Below are 18,317 nucleotides of genomic sequence, written 5' to 3' on the forward strand. Positions count from 1 at the left end.
TGGCGTCCCCTAGGGGACTCGAACCCCTGTTACCGCCGTGAAAGGGCGGTGTCCTAGGCCACTAGACGAAGGGGACACGCTGCTGACATTACTGCCTGCTTTCACTCCCTGCCGCGTTTCGCTGTGTGCTTTACGCTGCAAGTGGCGCGCATTCTATGGATGCTTCGAACACCCGTCAACCCTTTTGTAGAAATTTATTTAAATCAATGACTTCGGTCCGTATAGAAGGCGTCGCGAGGGCACGCCTAAGGATTGGCGTTGATTTTCTGACACGGCCGTCGCAAAGTGCCATCACTTGAGGAATCTGGCAGTCAGCCGACAAAGTGCATCGAGGAGGCCACGCCGGTCCCTTCGCGACAGCGACGGCTACAACTACACTCTATTAAGCAAAACTTCTGGATGAGGCGTTAACGGTGACACCACTTCTGATCACTCTGCTCATCGTAGCGGGTATCGCGTTGCTGATCGTGATCGGCTACCTCAACAACGTGGTCGAAAACAGCAAGCTCGAACGTGCGCGACTGAAGATCGACCTCGCCGACCGGGTCCGCCGCTGTGGCGAAATCACCGAGACCTTCCCCGGCCAGTTCATGACCCCGGCACTGAAGCTGCTGCTGGCTCGCCTGGAGTTGAACCTCAACCAGCGGCAACTGGCGCTGGACAAGCACAACGCCGACTTCAAGGCGCGCATCGCCGAGCTCGAAGGGCTGATCGGCCAGGGCGAGAGGATCCCGGTGAACAACCCGCCCTGCCCGATCCAGACCGAAGTCAAAGCCAAGGATGTGCGCTTCCTGCTTGAGGCGCTACACACCCAGATCGTCAAGGCCACCCAGGAGAACGTGCTGCCAACCAACGAGGGCAAGCAATGGGTCAAGGAGATCCGCCACATCCTGGTGCTGCTGCATATCGAGTTCTTCAACAACCTCGGCCAGCAGGCGCTGCAGCAGGAACAGCCAGGCCAGGCGCGGCTGGCCTTCGAACGCGGCGTGCAGTACCTGCGCAAGCAGCCGGAGCCGAAGGTATATGAAGAGCAGTTGACGTATCTGGAAAAACTACTGGCGCGGGCCAATGCCCAGGTGATGGACAAGATGGAGCCGGCGGAGAATGAGCAGAACGAACTGACCGAAGGGCTCAAGACCGATGAAGACGAGACCTGGAAAAAGCGGGTGATCTACGACTGAACTTGAAACCTGTACCAGCCTCTTCGCGGCTAAAGCCGCTCCCACAGGGATCTTTGTAGGAGCGGCTTTAGCCGCGAAGAGGCCGGTACAGTCAACACAACATCAGCAATCGGTCAGCTCCAGGAAGATCGCTGCCAACCTCTCCAACCCCACCTGATCCGCCTCACTGAAACGCGCCAGTTTCGGGCTGTCCAGGTCCAGCACGCCAATCAACCGCCCTTCTTTGACCAGCGGAATCACCAGCTCGCTGTTGGATGCGCTGTCACAAGCAATGTGCCCGGGAAACGCATGCACGTCCTCCACCCGCTGGGTCTGCCGCGTTGCCGCCGCCGCCCCGCACACGCCCTTGCTGAAGGGGATGCGCACACAGGCGACCTGCCCCTGGAACGGGCCGAGCACCAGCTCTTCGTTGCGGTTGAGGTAGAACCCCGCCCAGTTCAGGTCGTCCACCTGGTTATAGAGAAACGCCGAGAACTGCGCCGCATTGGCGATAAAGTCGCGCTCGTCGGCAAACAGCGCCTGCACTTGCGCTGCCAGCAGGTTGTAGCCATCGAGGCCGGTGCCACTGGCATTGAGATCGATCATGTTTACTTTTGCTCCAGCAATTGCAGCCCGACCCAGTAGCGGGCGAACTGATAGGCACAACGGCCATTACGGTTGCCGCGCCCGGTCGCCCAGCGCACGGCGAGAATTTCCAGGGCTTCGTCACGCTGCCAGGCCAGGCCTGCAGGGCGGGCCAGCTGGCCAATCCAGTGCTCGACCACGTCGAGGAAGTGTTCCTGGCTGAAGGGATAGAACGACAACCACAGGCCGAAACGGTCAGACAGGGCGATCTTGTCTTCCACCGCTTCGTTGGGGTGCAACTCGCCGTCGACCATCTTCCAGTTTTCGTTGTCGCTCTGTTTTTCCGGTACCAGGTGGCGGCGGTTGGACGTGGCGTACAGCAGGACGTTGTCCGGCGCCTGTTCCAGCGAGCCGTCGAGCACGCTCTTGAGCACCCGGTAGTCCCCCTCCCCGGCCTCGAACGACAGGTCATCGCAGAACAGGATGAAGCGTTGCGGCAGCTTTTGCAGTTGCTCGACGACGCGTGGCAGGTCGGCCAGGTGGTCGCGCTCAATTTCGATCAGGCGCAGCCCGGCGCCAGCATGCTCGGCCAGCAAGGCGCGCACCAGCGACGACTTGCCAGTGCCACGCGAGCCCCACAGCAGGGCGTGGTTGGCCGGCATGCCATTGATGAACTGGTGGGTGTTGCGCCCCAGCTGCTCACGTTGCTTGTCTACGCCGATCAGGTCGGTCAGGCGGATGTCCAGGCTGACTTCCAGCGGCAGCAGGTAGCCACTGCGGCCATCGCGCTGCCAGCGCGCGGCCAGGGTGGTGCCCCAGTCGATGTGCGGGCGCGGCGCCGGCAGCAGGGGTTCGAGACGCGCCAGCACCGATTCGGCGCGCTCCAGGAAACTATTCAAGCGAGCGTCCATGACGACTCCTACAAATTCAGATTCACGGCTGCTGTACCGGCCTCTTCGCGGCTGAAGCCGCTCCTACAGGGATATCACTGCCTTTGAGGCATGCGTTGACCTGTGGGAGCGGCTTTAGCCGCGAAGAGACCGGCACTGGCAATTGAGCAATCAAGGCTGAATGTGCGACAGACCCGCCAGCAGCCAAGGTTGATCGGCTATGCTTGCGCAGCGCAAGGGACGTGAAACCGGCTCGGGACTCATGGATATCAAGTTCACCAATCGCCTGTCATACAAGCAAGCCCGGTTGACAGTCCTGGTCGGCTTCATCCTGGGAACATTGCTCAGTCTCATCCAGATCGGCATCGATTATGCCAGCGAAGACGCATCCATCAACCGTGAAGTGCAGGCTTTGCTGCAAATCAGCCACGATCCGGCTTCGCGCATCGCCTACAACATTGACTCGGAGCTGGCGCTGGAGCTGACCCGCGGCCTGTTGCAGTCACCGGCGGTCATCCGTGCGCGGCTGATCGACAACAACGAAACGGTGCTGGCCGATGTCGAGCGCCCGCGCCTGCAAGACCGCTACCGGCCATTGAGCGACTTTCTGTTCGGCGAGAAGCGCCAGCTCAAGGACCGCCTGTTCCTGACCCACATGCCCGAGGAGTACCTCGGCACCTTGTACCTGGACGTCGACACCTACGCCTTCGGCAGCCGCTTCCTCGACCGCGCCGGGGTCACCTTGCTCAACGGCTTCGCCCGTAGCCTGGTGCTCACCGGCATCCTCCTGGCGCTGTTCTACATGATGCTGACCAAGCCGCTGGTGACGGTGATCGGCGCCCTCACTGGCCGCAACCCTCGCCAGCCCGGGCTGACCCGGGTGGATTGCCCGCCTGGCCACGAACTCGATGAGATCGGCGTGCTGGTCAAGGTCGCCAACCAGCAGTTCGTCAGCATGGCCACCGAAATTCAGCAGCGGCGCACCGCGGAAAACCGCTTGACGCAATACCTGAACGAGCTGGAAGACATCGTCTCGGCCCGCACCGAAGCACTCAAGGCCAGCAACAGCCGCCTCAGCCAGTCCAACCAGGAGCTGGAAGAGGCCCGCCAGCGCGCCCTCGACATGGCTCAGGCACGCGCCGCCTTCCTGGCCAACATGAGCCACGAGATCCGCACCCCGCTCAACGGCATGCTCGGCATGATCGCCCTGGCCCTGGACAGCCCCCTGGCCGGCGAACAACGCCAGCAGCTGTCGATCGCCCACGACTCGGGCAAGGTGCTGGTGGAGTTGCTCAACGATATTCTCGACCTGTCCAAGTTCGACGCCGGGCAGCTGGAGCTGGAGCGCATTCCCTTCGACATGGGCGCCATGGTCGAAGACACCGCCAACCTGCTGTCGCAGAATGCCGCACAAAGCGTCGAGCTGACCTGCCTGATCGCCGGCGACTTCCCAAGCTCGGTGCTCGGCGACCCCACGCGGGTGCGCCAGGTGGTCAGCAACCTGCTCTCCAACGCCCTCAAGTTCACCCGCTTCGGCCGCGTCGATGTGCGCCTGGTACGCATCGTCGGCGGTGTGCGCCTTGAAGTGCGTGACACCGGCATCGGCATCCCCGAAGATGCCCAGGCGCGGATATTCCAGCCATTCACCCAGGCTGGCGTCGGCATCACCCGCCAGTACGGTGGCACAGGGCTGGGCCTGGCCCTGACCCGCAACCTGTGCAAGGCCATGCAGGGCCACCTGCACATTCAATCCGAACCGGGCTTTGGCAGCCGCTTCAGCGCCGAGCTGCCGCTGACTACGCATACCGAGGCTATTGCACCGGCAGCCCTGCAGGGCAAAGTCGTCGCCCTCAGCGACGCCGGCAGTGGCCTCAGCGAACTGCTACAGGCTCTGCTGCCTGGCTGGGGCCTCGACTATCAACGGCACGACAGTGGCGCAGCCATCGACAACAGCATCGACCTGCTGATCACTGACGACCTGGAACACCTGTTTCAGCTGCGCCCGGCACTCAAGGCACCGATCCTGCTGGTAACTGCTTACGGCAACTTCCTGTCCAGCGAACAATCGGCGCAACTGGCACCCCTGCATCAGCTGGCCCGGCCACTGTCGCGCAACGCGCTGTACCAGACCTTGCGCCGCACCTTGCAGGGGCATGCCCCGGAGCACCCACTGGCCACCCCACCGCTCACGGCCAACGAAGGCCGCGCGCGTATCTTGCTGGTGGAGGACAACCCGGTGAACCAGTTGGTCGCCAAAGGTATGCTGGCCAAGCTCGGCTGCCAGGTACAACTCGCCACCCAGGGCGCCGAGGCCCTGGAATGGCTGGAGCGGGAAGACTTCGACATGGTGCTGATGGACTGCAACATGCCGGTGATGGATGGCTATGAGGCCAGCCGGCGCATTCGCCAGAGCGGGCGTTGGCCAGAGCTGCCGATCGTCGCCCTGACCGCCAACGCCATGCCCGAGGAGCGTGAGCGCTGCCGCGCGGCAGGCATGAACGACTACCTGGCCAAGCCGTTCCGCCGCGAGGAGCTACTGGCACTGATCGACCACTGGGTGCCGCTCAGCGGCTGAGCAGGCGCTCGATGTCGGCTTCCAGGGCCTGGGGCTTGGTGGTTGGCGCATAGCGCACAACCTTGCCGCTGGCCGGGTCGACCAGGAACTTGGTGAAGTTCCACTTGATCTTCTGCGAGCCCAGCAAGCCCGGTGCGCGCTGTTTCAGTTCGACGAACAGCGGATGAGTACCGGGGCCATTGACCTCGACCTTGCGGAACAGCGGGAAACTCACGCCGAAATTGGCTTCGCAGAACAACGCAATTTCCCGTGCATCGCCCGGTTCCTGCTTGCCGAACTGGTTGCAAGGGAAGCCCAGCACCACCAGGCCACGCTCGCGGTAGTCCCGCCACAGCTGCTCCAGGCCTTTGTATTGCGGGGTGAAGCCACACTGGCTGGCGGTGTTGACGACCAGCAGCGCCTTGCCAGCAAAGTCGCCGAGCTTTTTCTGCTCGCCGCCCAGGGTCACGCAGGGGATATCCAGCATCGATCCGGCCATTATCAGGCTCCGTCGTGGGGTTTGAAGTCCAGGCATACCGAGTTGATGCAGTAGCGCAAGCCAGTTGGCGGCGGTCCGTCGGGGAATACGTGGCCCAGGTGAGCGTCGCACTGGGCGCAGGTGACTTCGGTGCGGATCATGCCGTGGGAAGTATCGCGGATCTCGATCATCGCGCTTTCTTCGATCGGCGCGTAGAAGCTCGGCCAGCCGCAGCCGGAGTCGAACTTGGTCTGCGAATCGAACAGCGGCAGGTCACAGCAGATGCAATGGTAGATGCCAGCGCGGCGTTCGCTGTTGTACTTGCCGCTGAACGGCCGCTCGGTGCCCTTGAGGCGGCACACCTGGTATTGCTCCGGGTCGAGCATCGCACGCCATTCTTCAAGGGTTTTGTCGATCTTTTGCATGTGGGGACCTCGGCAGGCTGAATTTCACCTCGCGCCGTCTTTTCCGTAGCGCGGGTGGCACGTATATTAGGTGGCTTCGTGTGCACGGGCTCCAAGTCTGGCACCCGCGCCCCGCCCTTTCAAACCTTTCGACGGCGGCGCACCGCGTATTCTCAATCGGGATCACATCATGCAGTTCAGCAAATCGAACAAGCTCGCCAATGTCTGTTACGACATTCGCGGCCCAGTGCTCAAGCACGCCAAACGCCTGGAAGAGGAAGGCCACCGCATCCTCAAGCTGAACATCGGCAACCCGGCGCCGTTTGGCTTCGAGGCGCCAGACGAAATCCTCCAGGATGTGATTCGCAACCTGCCTACCGCTCAAGGCTACAGCGACTCCAAGGGCCTTTTCAGCGCGCGCAAGGCGGTGATGCAGTACTGCCAGCAGAAAGAAATCGAAGGCGTCACCATCGAGGACATCTACCTGGGCAACGGTGTGTCCGAGCTGATCGTGATGTCGATGCAGGCACTGCTCAACAACGGCGACGAAGTGCTGATTCCGGCGCCTGACTACCCGCTGTGGACCGCGGCCGTGAGCCTGGCCGGCGGCAAGCCGGTGCACTACCTGTGCGACGAGCAGGCTGACTGGTTCCCGGACCTGGAAGACATCAAGGCCAAGATCACCCCGAACACCAAGGCCCTGGTGATCATCAACCCGAACAACCCGACGGGCGCGGTGTACTCGAAAGAGCTGCTGCTGGGCATGCTGGAGCTGGCGCGCCAGCATAACCTGGTGGTGTTCTCCGACGAGATCTACGACAAGATCCTCTACGACGAAGCCGTGCACATCAGCACCGCCTCGCTGGCCCCGGACCTGCTGTGCCTGACCTTCAACGGCCTGTCCAAGTCGTACCGGGTAGCCGGTTTCCGCTCCGGCTGGCTGATCATTTCCGGGCCCAAGCACCACGCCCAGAGCTACATCGAAGGCATCGACATGCTGGCCAACATGCGCCTGTGCGCCAACGTGCCGGCCCAGCACGCCATCCAGACTGCGTTGGGCGGCTACCAGAGCATCAACGACCTGGTGCTGCCACCGGGCCGCCTGCTGGAGCAGCGCAACCGCACCTACGAGCTGCTCAATGACATCCCGGGCGTCAGCTGCGTCAAACCGATGGGCGCGCTTTATGCCTTCCCGCGGATCGACCCTAAGGTCTGCCCGATCCTCAACGACGAGAAGTTCGCCCTCGACCTGCTGCTGTCGGAAAAGCTGCTGATCGTTCAGGGTACAGCGTTCAACTGGCCTTGGCCGGACCACTTCCGTGTGGTGACCTTGCCGCGGGTGGATGACCTGGAAGCGGCGATTGGGCGGATTGGCAATTTCCTGCGGACTTATTCGCAGTAAGGTTTGACGGGACATTGGTGATGCCTGTGGGATCGAGCGCCGCCCGCGCGGCGCATCGCGGATAAATCCGCGCCTACATCTGTTGCAACGTAGCCATGCCTGACACGCCATGGTTGTCAGCCGGTTCGCACGGCTCAAGTCATGCGCCAGGGCGGGCAACCATGGTGAAACAGGTTCGGTACGTTGCAACAAATGTAGGAGCGGATTTATCCGCGATGCACCGCGCGGGCGCCGCTCGATCTCAAAGACCCCGCAAATCTCAAGGCATGCACCTTTCTTACATCCTGCAACGCTCTGTCTCACAGCCTCCACGCCATCCTCTGCCATACTGCGCCGTACACAGTTTGAAATAGTCGCCCGATTGAATCGCCGCGGCCGGCACCTTATATACCCCGCAGTAAGCAACGACTTATCCGTCAGGAGAACGTAACAACCATGATGCGCATTCTGTTGTTTGTAGCCACCAACCTCGCGGTGGTGCTGGTTGCAAGCATTACCCTGAGCCTGTTCGGCTTCAACGGGTTCATGGCCGCCAACGGGGTTGACCTCAACCTCAGCAGCCTGCTGGTGTTCTGCGCCGTGTTCGGCTTTGCCGGCTCCCTGGTCTCGCTGTTCATCTCGAAGTGGATGGCGAAGATGACCACGGGCACCCAGATCATCAGCCAGCCGCGCACTCGCCATGAGCAGTGGCTGCTGCAGACGGTCGAGGAGCTGTCCCGCGAAGCCGGCATCAAGATGCCCGAAGTCGGTATCTTCCCGGCCTACGAGGCAAATGCCTTTGCCACCGGCTGGAACCGCAACGACGCCCTGGTCGCTGTCTCCCAGGGCCTGCTGGAGCGCTTCTCGCCCGATGAAGTGCGTGCCGTGCTGGCCCACGAGATCGGCCACGTGGCCAACGGTGACATGGTCACCCTGGCACTGGTGCAGGGCGTGGTGAACACTTTCGTGATGTTCTTTGCCCGCATCATCGGCAACTTCGTCGACAAGGTGATCTTCAAGAACGAAGAAGGCCAGGGTATCGCCTACTATGTGGCGACCATCGTCGCCGAGCTGATCCTGGGCATCCTCGCCAGCATGATCGTCATGTGGTTCTCGCGCCGCCGCGAGTACCGCGCCGACGAAGCCGGTGCGCAACTGGCCGGCACCGCTGCAATGATCGGCGCCCTGCAACGCCTGCGCGTGGAGCAAGGCCTGCCAGTGCACATGCCCGATACCATGAAGGCCTTCGGCATCAACGGCGGCCTCAAGCACGGCCTGGCCGGCCTGCTGATGACCCACCCGCCACTGGAAGACCGCATCGAGGCCCTGCGCCGCCGCGGTTGATCCACCTGGCAAAAGAAAAGGGCGACTTCGGTCGCCCTTTTCTTTTGCCTGTGCCGTCCTCTTCGCGCACCTGTGGGAGCGGGTTTACCCGCGAGGAGGCCGGCACAGCAAACACATTATTCAGAACTGTACTTGATACACCCGCTCCACCACGCTCTCGACACCGGCCTGGAGGAATTTCGGGCTTTCTTCAATGACCTCCCGTTCGTCCAGCACCTGCACTTTGCCACGCGCATACCCTCGGCGCACTTCATCATCCGGCACCGAAAAAGGCGGGCCAGCCAGCAGTTGCTGATCGTAATCCATGGTCAGCAGCAGCCCTTTGCACCCTGTAGGCAGCACCTTCGCCAGATGTGCCATGTAGCGCGCCCGCATCTCGGGCGGCAGGGCGATGACCGCGGCACGGTCGTAGAGACCCATGCAATCGGCAACGTCTTGCGCCTGCAACACAAAGAAATCGCCACACCAGACCTCTATGTCGCCACTGCGCCAGACCTCGAATGCCCCCTGCTCCGACACCTGCACCGGCAACGCCTGCTCGCGGAAAAAGTCCTCCACCGCCCGCCGGGACAGCTCCACGCCCAGCACCCGGTGCCCCTGCTCCTTCAGCCAGGCCATGTCCAGGCTCTTGCCACACAACGGCACCAGTACGCGACTGCCCACGGGCAGTGCCAGCTTGAGCCAATGCGACTGGAGGAAGGGGTTGACGTCCGTGCGGTGAAAACCGATCTGGTTATCGTCCCATCGCTTCTGCCAAAACGCAGGTTCCATGATCACTCCCGATTTTTAGATGGATTGCGGGTAAAACTTGGTTTGGATTTCGATCTGTACTTGATCGAAGATGATTGCATCTTAACCCTCAGGACCCCGTCATGCTGCCCAGCCTGTTCATCTCCCACGGTTCCCCCATGCTCGCCCTGCAGCCCGGCGCCAGCGGGCCGGCGTTGGCCGGGCTGGCCAATGCCCTGCCACGGCCGAAAGCGATCGTGGTGGTGTCGGCGCACTGGGAAAGCCGCGAGCTATTGGTGACCGGTGGCGCACAGCCAGAAACCTGGCACGACTTCTACGGTTTTCCGCCGGCACTGTACGCGGTGCAGTACCCGGCGCCAGGTGAGCCCGCCCTTGCCAGCCAAGTCAGTGAGTTGTTGAACGCTGCGGGCCTGCCGGCGCGCCTGGATGCACAGCGGCCATTCGACCATGGCGCCTGGGTGCCCTTGTCGCTGATGTATCCGGATGCCGGCCTGCCGGTGATTCAGGTTTCCCTGCCAAGCCAGATGGGGCCTGCACTGCAGATCAAGGTCGGCCACGCGCTGGCAGGGCTGCGGCGCGAAGGTATCCTGCTGATCGGCTCCGGCAGCATCACCCATAACCTGGGCGAACTGGACTGGCACGCCGGGCCGGATGTGATCGAGCCGTGGGCACTGGCATTCAGGGATTGGGTGGTGGAGCGGTTGAAGGCGGATGACCAGGCTGCGCTGCTGGACTACCGGAAGCAGGCGCCATTTGCGGCGCGCAACCATCCCAGTGATGAGCATTTGCTGCCGTTGTTCTTTGCCCTTGGGGCTGGGGACAGGTTCGGGATTGTGCACCAGGGCTTCACCCTGGGCGCCTTGGGAATGGACATCTACCGGTTCGACTGAAGATTACCGGGGGCGCTTTGCGCCCCTTTCGCGACACAAGGCCGCTCCTACAAGCGATACGCGATCCCTGTAGGAGCGGCCTTGTGTCGCGAAAGGGCTGCGCAGCAGCCCCAAAATAGTACTGGCAAAAAAATCCCCGACCTAGGCCGGGGATTTTTCATTGCTTCAGAATCAATCTTCGCGGTAGCGGCGCAGCTTCAGTTGCTTACCGGCTACACGAGTGTCCTTCAGCTTGGTCAGCAGCTTCTCGAGGCCATCTTCCGGCAGCTCGATCAGGCTGAAGCTGTCGCGTACCTGGATGCGGCCGATGGCGTCACGGGCCAGGCCACCTTCGTTGAGAATCGCGCCCAGCAGGTTCTTGGCGGCGATACCGTCACGGGCACCCAGGGCGGTACGGCAACGCACACGGCCTTCGGCCAGCGGCATTGGCGCACGACGCTCGCGGTCACCACGATCGCTGCGCTCCGTGCGCTCACCACGCTCGGCACGCTCGCCACGCGGGGCGAAGCTCGGCACCAGCGGCTGCTCGCGCTCTACCGCGGCCAGGTCCAGCGCCTGGCCATTGGTGGCCTTGCGCAGCAGGGCCGAAGCCAGGGCACGTGCACTGCAACCGAGGTCGGCGGTCAGGCGGTCGAACAGTTCGCCATGGGTGGCTTCTGCTTCGGCAACCAGCGGCGCCAGGCTCGAGGTCAGCTTCTTGATGCGGGCGTCCAGTACAGCCTGGGCGTTCGGCAGACGGGCTTCGGCAACCTTCTGCCCGGTCACGCGCTCGATCACCTGCAGCATGCGGCGCTCACGCGGGGTGACCAGCAGCAGTGCACGGCCATCGCGACCGGCACGGCCGGTACGGCCGATACGGTGCACGTAGGATTCCGGGTCGTACGGCATGTCGACGTTGAACACGTGAGTGATGCGCGGTACGTCCAGACCACGGGCAGCGACGTCGGTGGCGACGACGATGTCCAGGCGCCCATCCTTCAGCGAGTCGATCACGCGCTCACGCTGGTTCTGGGCGATGTCGCCGTTCAGCGCAGCAGCCTTGTAGCCCTTGGCTTCCAGCGCGGCGGCCAGGTCCAGGGTGGCTTGCTTGGTACGCACGAAGGCGATCAGCGCGTCGAACTCTTCGACTTCCAGCAGACGCAGAACAGCCGGGATCTTCTGGTCGGCATGGACCATCAGGTGAGCCTGGTCGATCGCGGTGACGGTCTGGGTCTTGCTCTGGATCTTGACGTGCTTGGGCTCGCGCAGGTGGCGTTCGGCAATCGAGCGGATCGACGACGGCAGGGTTGCGGAGAACAGTACGGTCTGACGGCTGGCCGGGATGGCATCGAAGATCACTTCGAGGTCGTCCATGAAGCCCAGCTTCAACATTTCGTCGGCTTCGTCCAGTACCAGGTACTGCACGGTCGACAGGACTTTCTCGTCACGACGCAGGTGGTCGCACAGGCGGCCCGGGGTGGCAACGACGATTTGCGCGCCGTTGCGAATGGCACGCAGCTGCGGGCCCATCGGAGCACCACCGTATACGGCCACCACGTTAACGCCAGGCATCTGCTTGGCGTAGGTTTCGAAAGCGGTGGCTACTTGCAGCGCCAACTCACGGGTTGGCGCCAGGATCAGGGCTTGCGGTTCGCGCTTGCTCACATCGATCTTGTTGAGGATCGGCAGGGCGAAGGCAGCGGTCTTGCCGGTGCCAGTCTGCGCCTGGCCGATCATGTCGTGACCGGCGAGGATGATCGGGATCGATTGTTGCTGAATGGCGGACGGCTCTTCATAGCCGGTCGCCAGAACGGCAGCAACAATGTTCGGATTAAGATCGAGAGCGGCGAAGCCGCCGGTTTCCTGGGTCATGGGTCTGCCTCTAAGTGCATCCGCAAAGACCCATGCTGCAAAGCTGCACATGCCTTGAAAGACCGGACGGTCACCCAGGCAGCTTTGTCGGCGGGGATTTGCGAAAACGATTGAAAAAGAAAAACTTGAGAAGGTCCGCCTAGCGGACGTGCAGCCGAAGCTGGACTCGGAGGATTTGCACCACCTGATTTTGAGGTCCGCTAAAAGACCGGCGCGTACTATACCCGAATTAATGCCAGGGGGTGAGTAAATTTTTCTGGCCCTACGGCCAGTACCGGGCCATCAACCCTGACCTGCTGAATCGATTCCCACCTGTAATCCGAGTCGCCCTTTTCGCGGGCAAGCCCGCGAAAGGGCGACTCGATCTCAGGTAGCTGGCCGAATCTCGCGAATCAAGCCTTCCAGGCCATAGCCCAACCGCGGCGCCAAGGCCTCGGCCCGCGCCCGCAAACCGTCGAGGTCCAGTTCCTGCTCCAGATCCGCCGGCACCAGCAGGATCACATTGCCCTCCTTCACCGGCAACTCCCAGTAATGCCGGTGGTACAACCCGCGCAGCAGCGCCGCGCCCAGCGGCTTGCCATCATCGTTGGCCCACTGGTTGATCACCAGCCAACCACCCGGGTTCAGCTTCTTCTGGCAGTTCTCGAGGAAATTCCACGCCAGGTGCCCGACACCGGGCCCGTGGTCGGTGTAAAGGTCGACGAACAAAAGGTCGGTCTGCTCGGCCGTGGGCAGCAACTCAAGGGCGTCGCCTATGCGCACGTACAGGCGCGGGTCATCGTCCAGCCCCAGGTGTTCCATGGCCAGGCGAGGTACGTCCGCGCGCAGCTCGATGGCCTCGATGTCTTCCAGCGGCAGGAACTTCATGCACGCCTGGGTCAGGGTGCCGGCGCCAAGGCCTAAAAACAGCGCGCTCTCCGGCTGCTCATGGCACAGCGCGCCAACCAGCATGGCGCGGGTGTAGTCATATTCCAGCCAACTCGGGTCGGCGGTGAATACGCAGCTCTGCTCGATGGCATCACCGAACTCGAGGAAGCGGTAGTCTTCCACCTCGTACACGCTGATCACGCCAAAGGCATCCTCGACCCGGGCCAACAGCTTTTCTTCCCGCTCCGTCGCCATCTACCTGCCACCCACCCGCGCAAAAACGCGCATTGTCCGCCAACGCCCCGGATGCAACAAGCGCGGCGCCAACTGTTACCATGGCAGGCAGCCCAAACAGACAATACCGAGCCTGTGATGAACCGACCGTGGAGCCCTGACAGCTGGCGTGCCCTGCCGATCCAGCAGCAACCGACCTATCCCGACGCCGCGCACCTGCTCAAGGTCGAGCAGACCCTGGCCAGCTACCCGCCGCTGGTGTTCGCCGGCGAGGCGCGTGAGCTGCGCCGGCAGTTCGCCGAGGTCACCGAGGGCCGCGCCTTTCTGTTGCAAGGCGGCGACTGCGCCGAGAGCTTCGCTGAGTTCTCGGCGGCGAAGATCCGCGACACCTTCAAGGTGCTGCTGCAGATGGCCATCGTCATGACGTTCGCCGCCGGCTGCCCGGTGGTGAAGGTCGGGCGCATGGCCGGGCAGTTCGCCAAGCCGCGCTCCTCGGGTGACGAAACCATCGGCAATGTCACCCTGCCGGCGTACCGCGGCGACATCGTCAACGGTATCGGCTTCGACGAAAAGAGCCGCGTACCCGACCCGGAGCGCCTGCTGCAGGCTTACCACCAGGCCACCGCCAGCCTCAACCTGCTGCGCGCCTTCGCCCAAGGCGGTTTCGCCGACCTGCATCAGGTGCACAAATGGAACCTCGACTTCATCGCCAACTCGGCGCTGGCCGACAAGTACCACCAGCTGGCCAACCGTATCGACGAAACGTTGGCCTTCATGCGCGCCTGCGGCCTGGACAGCGCGCCACAACTGCGCGAGACCAGCTTCTTCACTGCCCACGAAGCGCTGCTGCTCAACTATGAAGAAGCCTTCGTGCGTCAGGACAGCCTGACTGGCGACTACTACGACTGCTCCGCGCACATGCTGTGGATCGGCGACCGCACCCGCCAGCTCGACGGCGCCCATGTCGAGTTCCTGCGCGGCGTGCACAACCCGATCGGGGTCAAGGTCGGCCCGAGCATGAACCCCGAAGCGCTGATCCGCCTGATCGACACGCTGAACCCGGCCAACGACCCCGGCCGCCTCAACCTGATCGTTCGCATGGGCGCCGGCAAGGTCGGCGCACACTTGCCTGGGCTGATCCGTACCGTCGAGCGCGAGGGGCGCAAGGTGCTGTGGAGCTCCGACCCGATGCACGGCAACACCATCAAGGCCAGCAGCGGCTACAAGACCCGCGACTTCGCGCAGATCCTCGACGAGGTGAAGCAGTTCTTCCAGGTGCACCAGGCCGAGGGCAGCCATGCCGGCGGCATCCATATCGAGATGACCGGGCAGAACGTCACCGAATGCATCGGCGGCGCCCGGCCGATCACCGAGGATGCCCTGTCCGACCGCTATCACACCCATTGCGACCCGCGGATGAACGCCGATCAGTCGCTGGAACTGGCCTTCCTGATCGCCGAAACCCTCAAGCAGGTACGGCGCTGAGCAAAGCCTGACGCAACCGGCTGCCCTCTGCCCGAGGGCAGTTCAATTGCACCCGCTCCAGGCCCAGCCACCGGGCCATGCGCAACAGATGACCCGCCAGGGCTTGATACCCCTCATCGTCCAACGCTATCGACTCTGTATGCACGGCGTGTACCGCCAGTTGCCCCAGGGCGCGCTCGGCGCGCAGGTCCAGGCGCGCGGCAATGCGCTCGCGGTAGAGGAATGGCAGCACGTAGTAGCCATATACCCGTTTGTGGGCCGGGGTGTAGATCTCCAGGCGGTAGTGGAAATCGAACAGCCGCTCGGTGCGGCTGCGTTCCCAGACCAGAGAATCGAATGGCGACAGCAATGCGCTGGCTTCGATGCGCCGGGGGATACGTGGTGAGCCGGCGCAGTAGGCCAACTGCTTCCAGCCCTGCACCTCGACCGGCTGCAAACGGCCATCGGCAACCAGTTCGTCCAGTGCCGCCCTGCCCTGAGCGGGCTCAAGGCGGAAGTAGTCGCGCAGGTCGCGTTCGGTTGCCACGCCCAGGGCCGTGGCCGCGTGCAACATCAGGCCTTGATGGGCTTCGGCTTCGCACGGCAGCGCCTGATCGAGGATCGCTTTGGGCAGTACTTTTTCCGGTAGGTCGTAAAGCCGTTCGAAGCCGCGGCGCCCCGCCACCGTTACTTCACCGGCGGCGAATAGCCATTCCAGCGCATGTTTTTCTTCGCTCCAGTCCCACCAGGGGCCGGCCCGTTCCTGGCGGGTGGACAGGCTGCCCGCGCCCAGCGCGCCCTGTTCGCGCACGGCGGCCAGCACGCGAGCGATCACGTCCTGGCGTTCGCGGCCGAATTGCGCAAGCTGGCGGTAGATGCCGCGGCCATCGGCGGCATGGGCCATGCGCCAGCGCAGCATCGGGTGGAGGCTGAGAGGTAGCAGCGAGGCTTCGTGACCCCAGTATTCGAACAGTTGGCGCTGACGGCCACGGCCCCAGGCGAGTTGGTCGAGCATGGCCGGCGGGTAGTCGCCCAGGCGGGAGAACAGCGGCAGGTAATGGGAGCGCACCACGGCGTTGACCGAGTCGATCTGCACGACGCCCAGGCGCTGCAGCATGCGCTTGAGTGCCGGCAGCGCTGGAGTAGCTTCGGGTGGCTTGCCAAAGCCCTGAGCTGACAAGGCCAGACGGCGGGCCTGGTTGATGGACATCTTGAGCGCCAAGCCTGGGCTCCCTGTGGTGGGTCTACCGGCCTCTTCGCGGCTAAAGCCGCGCCTACACAGGCTACCGTTTCGCCTGTAGGAGCGGCTTTAGCCGCGAAGAGGCCGGTAGACCCACCGACAAACTTAGCTCATTTACGCAACGGGTCATCCCAGAAATGCCGCTCGGCCTCTTGCTGGATGTCCGCCCGGCTCAAGCCCAGGTCATGCAAGGTCGCATCACTCAGGCTGGCCAGTTCCTGGCGCTGGCGGTACAGCTGCAGCCACCGGGCCGGACGGTCCAGGGCCACATGCCACAGGTGGTTCAGGGAAAAGGCAGGTTGCTGGATGCTGCTGACATGACCTTTCATCGTGAAGCCCTCCGTGTTGATGGCTCCAGTTTCTGCTTGGGCTTAAGATCAATCCAACGAATGTTTCTGATGCCATGCATCTCGGAGATTGATGCAATGTCCCAGTACCAGAGCCTCGATGCCGACGTGCTGCGCACCTTCGTCGCCATCGCCGAGCAAGGCGGCTTCACCCGCGCCGGCGAAGTGGTCAACCGCACCCAGTCGGCGGTGAGCATGCAGATGAAACGCCTGGAAGAAGACATCCTGCAGCGCCAGCTGTTCGAGCGCGAAGGCCGCCAGGTCAGGCTCACCGCCGAGGGCCAAGTGCTGCTGGGGTATGCCCGGCGCATCCTCAAACTGCATGGGGAAGTGTTCAACACCCTGCGCATGCCGCACATGGTCGGGATGGTGCGCATCGGCACGCCGGATGACTACGCCATGCGCTTTCTGCCAACCATCCTTTCGAGCTTCGCCCAGGCCTACCCGCTGGTGCAGGTGGAGGTGCATTGCGACTCGTCCAAGCAGCTGATGCTGCGCCAGGATCTGGACCTGACCATCGTCACCCGCGAGCCGGGTAACGAGGTTGGCCAACTGTTGCGCCAGGAGCGGCTGGTGTGGGCTGCCGCCGAAGGCTTCTGCCCGCAGGAACAACGGCCCATGCCGTTGGCGCTGTTCAACACCGACTGCTTTTGCCGCGCCTGGACCTGCAATGCCCTGGAGGCCCAAGGCATCGACTACCGCATCGCCTACACCAGCCCCAGCCTGGCGGCGATCTTTGCCATCGTCACCGCGGGGCTCGCGGTGACGGCACAGTTGCAGAGCCTTGTGGGTGGCAACATCCGCATTCTTGGCGAGAGCGAAGGGTTACCGCAGTTGCCGGTGGCCAACGTGATGCTGCTGCGCAACAGCCAGAGCCAATCGCCGATTACCGACTGCATGGCCGATTACATTGTCGAAGGATTCCAATAATTTGGGGCTGCTACGCGGCCCCGGCGATCTTACAGTTCAAACGTCAACATCACGGCACACACAACCAGAAACACGCAGAACATCGCCCGCAGTACCTTCTCGGGCAGCGCATGGGCCAGTTTCACGCCCCAGCTGATACTCAGCAGCCCACCGACCGCCAACGGAATACCCACGCTCCAGTCGACACTGTGATGCACCCCGTAAGTCACCAGCGTCACCAAGGTACTCGGTGCCGCCAGCGCCAGCGACAGCCCCTGCGCCACCACCTGGGTAGCGCCGAACACACTGGTCAGAATCGGCGTGGCTACCACCGCCCCACCCACGCCAAACAGGCCGCCCATGGTCCCGGCAAAACTGCCCAGCACACCCAGCCACGGCCAGGCATGGCGCAGCTCGGCAGTGGGCGGCGCCCCCTTGAGAAACATCCGCGCCACGTTCCACACCGCCAGCGCCACCAGGAAACCGACAAACCCCAAACGCATGGCATGCGCATCGATGCCCACCGCCCAGATCGACCCGAGCCAGGCGAACAGGAAGCTGCACAGTGACAGCGGCAAGGCATGGCGCAACTCGATACGGTTGCGCTGGTGATAGCGCCACAGCGCCAGCAGCACGTTCGGCACCACCATCACCAGCGCCGTGCCCTGGGCCAGTTGCTGATCGAGGCCGAACAACACCCCTAGCGCCGGGATGGCGATAAGCCCGCCACCGATGCCGAACAACCCACCCATGGTGCCCAGGGCAGCGCCCAGCACGATATACAACAACCACTCGATCATCAGGGTCTCACCCGCCTGTTTGGAATGCGAGCATGCTAACGATTGCGCGCTGGCAGGGAAACTCACCACGACGCACAATGGCTACCCGCGCTTCGCAAAAGCAAAGTGGCCATGAGCCCCGATCCCTGCCCGCCCCGCTGAGCCTGTTCCTCGACATGCTGGAAACTGG

Annotated in this window: 16 protein-coding genes, 1 tRNA gene and 1 pseudogene; 7 read left to right on the top strand and 11 right to left on the bottom strand. The window is 63.0% G+C overall.

The genetic code is table 11. The features are described 5' to 3' along the window. Window positions 1-76 (bottom strand) — tRNA-Glu (locus H040_RS13520). A gap of 337 nt (window positions 77-413) precedes the next feature. Here H040_RS13520 and H040_RS13525 point away from each other — a divergent pair. Further along, complete coding sequence (locus H040_RS13525) at window positions 414-1,181, top strand: hypothetical protein (RefSeq protein ID WP_027919477.1); 768 nt, start codon at window positions 414-416, stop codon at window positions 1,179-1,181. Between the two features lie 102 nt (window positions 1,182-1,283). Here the strand turns inward: H040_RS13525 and H040_RS13530 are convergent, their stop codons facing one another. Further along, window positions 1,284-1,766, bottom strand: a complete 483-nt coding sequence (locus tag H040_RS13530; RefSeq protein WP_027919478.1) for a GAF domain-containing protein — start codon at window positions 1,764-1,766, stop codon at window positions 1,284-1,286. Between the two features lie 2 nt (window positions 1,767-1,768). Then, window positions 1,769-2,656: an ATP-binding protein gene (locus H040_RS13535; RefSeq protein ID WP_027919479.1), complete on the bottom strand. Its 888-nt coding sequence runs from the start codon at window positions 2,654-2,656 to the stop codon at window positions 1,769-1,771. Between the two features lie 199 nt (window positions 2,657-2,855). Here H040_RS13535 and H040_RS13540 point away from each other — a divergent pair, with 199 nt between their 5' ends. Further along, on the top strand, window positions 2,856-5,210 hold the full coding sequence (locus H040_RS13540; RefSeq protein ID WP_027919480.1) for a hybrid sensor histidine kinase/response regulator: 2,355 nt from the start codon (window positions 2,856-2,858) through the stop codon (window positions 5,208-5,210). Here H040_RS13540 and H040_RS13545 read toward each other — a convergent pair. Together H040_RS13545 and msrB are read right to left on the bottom strand one after the other, a co-directional pair. Further along, window positions 5,200-5,688, bottom strand: a complete 489-nt coding sequence (locus H040_RS13545) for a glutathione peroxidase (RefSeq protein ID WP_027919481.1) — start codon at window positions 5,686-5,688, stop codon at window positions 5,200-5,202. The genes H040_RS13540 and H040_RS13545 overlap by 11 nt on opposite strands. A gap of 2 nt (window positions 5,689-5,690) precedes the next feature. Beyond that, a complete protein-coding gene (gene msrB, locus H040_RS13550) occupies window positions 5,691-6,092 on the bottom strand; it encodes a peptide-methionine (R)-S-oxide reductase MsrB (RefSeq protein WP_027919482.1) in 402 nt (133 codons plus the stop codon). Window positions 6,093-6,261: 169 nt separating this feature from the next. Here msrB and H040_RS13555 point away from each other — a divergent pair, with 169 nt between their 5' ends. Further along, a complete protein-coding gene (locus tag H040_RS13555; protein ID WP_012313392.1) occupies window positions 6,262-7,473 on the top strand; it encodes a pyridoxal phosphate-dependent aminotransferase in 1,212 nt (403 codons plus the stop codon). Between the two features lie 435 nt (window positions 7,474-7,908). Then, on the top strand, window positions 7,909-8,796 hold the full coding sequence (htpX, locus tag H040_RS13560; protein ID WP_027919483.1) for a protease HtpX: 888 nt from the start codon (window positions 7,909-7,911) through the stop codon (window positions 8,794-8,796). 120 nt (window positions 8,797-8,916) lie between these two features. Here htpX and H040_RS13565 read toward each other — a convergent pair whose 3' ends face one another. Continuing rightward, window positions 8,917-9,567 carry a thiopurine S-methyltransferase gene (locus H040_RS13565; protein WP_027919484.1) on the bottom strand — a complete coding sequence of 217 codons (651 nt, stop codon included), beginning with the start codon at window positions 9,565-9,567 and terminating at the stop codon, window positions 8,917-8,919. 101 nt (window positions 9,568-9,668) lie between these two features. Here H040_RS13565 and H040_RS13570 point away from each other — a divergent pair, with 101 nt between their 5' ends. Further along, a complete protein-coding gene (locus H040_RS13570) occupies window positions 9,669-10,436 on the top strand; it encodes a DODA-type extradiol aromatic ring-opening family dioxygenase (protein WP_027919485.1) in 768 nt (255 codons plus the stop codon). Between the two features lie 171 nt (window positions 10,437-10,607). On the opposite strand, the pseudogene H040_RS13580 reads toward H040_RS13570, so the two are convergent. Together H040_RS13580 and H040_RS13585 are read right to left on the bottom strand one after the other, a co-directional pair. Continuing rightward, a pseudogene (locus H040_RS13580) lies at window positions 10,608-12,321 on the bottom strand (DEAD/DEAH box helicase). A 332-nt stretch (window positions 12,322-12,653) separates the two neighbouring features. Continuing rightward, the gene (locus tag H040_RS13585; RefSeq protein ID WP_027919487.1) at window positions 12,654-13,409 is read right to left on the bottom strand and encodes a spermidine synthase; all 756 of its coding nucleotides are present in this window, start codon (window positions 13,407-13,409) and stop codon (window positions 12,654-12,656) included. Between the two features lie 117 nt (window positions 13,410-13,526). Between H040_RS13585 and H040_RS13590 the strand changes: the two genes are divergently transcribed. Continuing rightward, a complete protein-coding gene (locus H040_RS13590; RefSeq protein ID WP_027919488.1) occupies window positions 13,527-14,873 on the top strand; it encodes a class II 3-deoxy-7-phosphoheptulonate synthase in 1,347 nt (448 codons plus the stop codon). Here H040_RS13590 and H040_RS13595 read toward each other — a convergent pair. Both H040_RS13595 and H040_RS13600 read right to left on the bottom strand, forming a co-directional pair. Next, window positions 14,854-16,074 carry a winged helix-turn-helix domain-containing protein gene (locus H040_RS13595; protein WP_027919489.1) on the bottom strand — a complete coding sequence of 407 codons (1,221 nt, stop codon included), beginning with the start codon at window positions 16,072-16,074 and terminating at the stop codon, window positions 14,854-14,856. The genes H040_RS13590 and H040_RS13595 overlap by 20 nt on opposite strands. Window positions 16,075-16,202: 128 nt before the next feature. Further along, window positions 16,203-16,421: a DUF1127 domain-containing protein gene (locus H040_RS13600; protein ID WP_027919490.1), complete on the bottom strand. Its 219-nt coding sequence runs from the start codon at window positions 16,419-16,421 to the stop codon at window positions 16,203-16,205. Window positions 16,422-16,517: 96 nt separating this feature from the next. On the opposite strand from H040_RS13600, the gene H040_RS13605 reads away from it, so the two are divergent. Beyond that, window positions 16,518-17,369 (top strand): LysR substrate-binding domain-containing protein, encoded by an 852-nt coding sequence (locus H040_RS13605; protein ID WP_050437248.1) that lies wholly within the window; start codon window positions 16,518-16,520, stop codon window positions 17,367-17,369. Window positions 17,370-17,398: 29 nt separating this feature from the next. Here the strand turns inward: H040_RS13605 and H040_RS13610 are convergent, their stop codons facing one another. After that, the gene (locus tag H040_RS13610) at window positions 17,399-18,148 is read right to left on the bottom strand and encodes a sulfite exporter TauE/SafE family protein (RefSeq protein WP_027919492.1); all 750 of its coding nucleotides are present in this window, start codon (window positions 18,146-18,148) and stop codon (window positions 17,399-17,401) included. Window positions 18,149-18,317 lie beyond the last annotated feature (169 nt).

The organism is Pseudomonas sp. URMO17WK12:I7 (assembly GCF_003269045.1).
In the GTDB taxonomy this organism is placed as follows: Bacteria; Pseudomonadota; Gammaproteobacteria; order Pseudomonadales; family Pseudomonadaceae; genus Aquipseudomonas; species Aquipseudomonas putida_J.

Coding starts and splice junctions, on each gene's coding strand:
- H040_RS13590 (WP_027919488.1), top strand. CDS start 13,527: ATGAACCGACCGTGGAGCCCTGACAGCTGGCGTGCCCTGCCGATCCAG.
- H040_RS13535 (WP_027919479.1), bottom strand. CDS start 2,656: ATGGACGCTCGCTTGAATAGTTTCCTGGAGCGCGCCGAATCGGTGCTG.
- htpX (WP_027919483.1), top strand. CDS start 7,909: ATGATGCGCATTCTGTTGTTTGTAGCCACCAACCTCGCGGTGGTGCTG.
- H040_RS13570 (WP_027919485.1), top strand. CDS start 9,669: ATGCTGCCCAGCCTGTTCATCTCCCACGGTTCCCCCATGCTCGCCCTG.
- H040_RS13605 (WP_050437248.1), top strand. CDS start 16,518: ATGTCCCAGTACCAGAGCCTCGATGCCGACGTGCTGCGCACCTTCGTC.
- H040_RS13600 (WP_027919490.1), bottom strand. CDS start 16,421: ATGAAAGGTCATGTCAGCAGCATCCAGCAACCTGCCTTTTCCCTGAAC.
- H040_RS13585 (WP_027919487.1), bottom strand. CDS start 13,409: ATGGCGACGGAGCGGGAAGAAAAGCTGTTGGCCCGGGTCGAGGATGCC.
- msrB (WP_027919482.1), bottom strand. CDS start 6,092: ATGCAAAAGATCGACAAAACCCTTGAAGAATGGCGTGCGATGCTCGAC.
- H040_RS13565 (WP_027919484.1), bottom strand. CDS start 9,567: ATGGAACCTGCGTTTTGGCAGAAGCGATGGGACGATAACCAGATCGGT.
- H040_RS13545 (WP_027919481.1), bottom strand. CDS start 5,688: ATGGCCGGATCGATGCTGGATATCCCCTGCGTGACCCTGGGCGGCGAG.
- H040_RS13530 (WP_027919478.1), bottom strand. CDS start 1,766: ATGATCGATCTCAATGCCAGTGGCACCGGCCTCGATGGCTACAACCTG.
- H040_RS13555 (WP_012313392.1), top strand. CDS start 6,262: ATGCAGTTCAGCAAATCGAACAAGCTCGCCAATGTCTGTTACGACATT.
- H040_RS13610 (WP_027919492.1), bottom strand. CDS start 18,148: ATGATCGAGTGGTTGTTGTATATCGTGCTGGGCGCTGCCCTGGGCACC.
- H040_RS13540 (WP_027919480.1), top strand. CDS start 2,856: ATGCTTGCGCAGCGCAAGGGACGTGAAACCGGCTCGGGACTCATGGAT.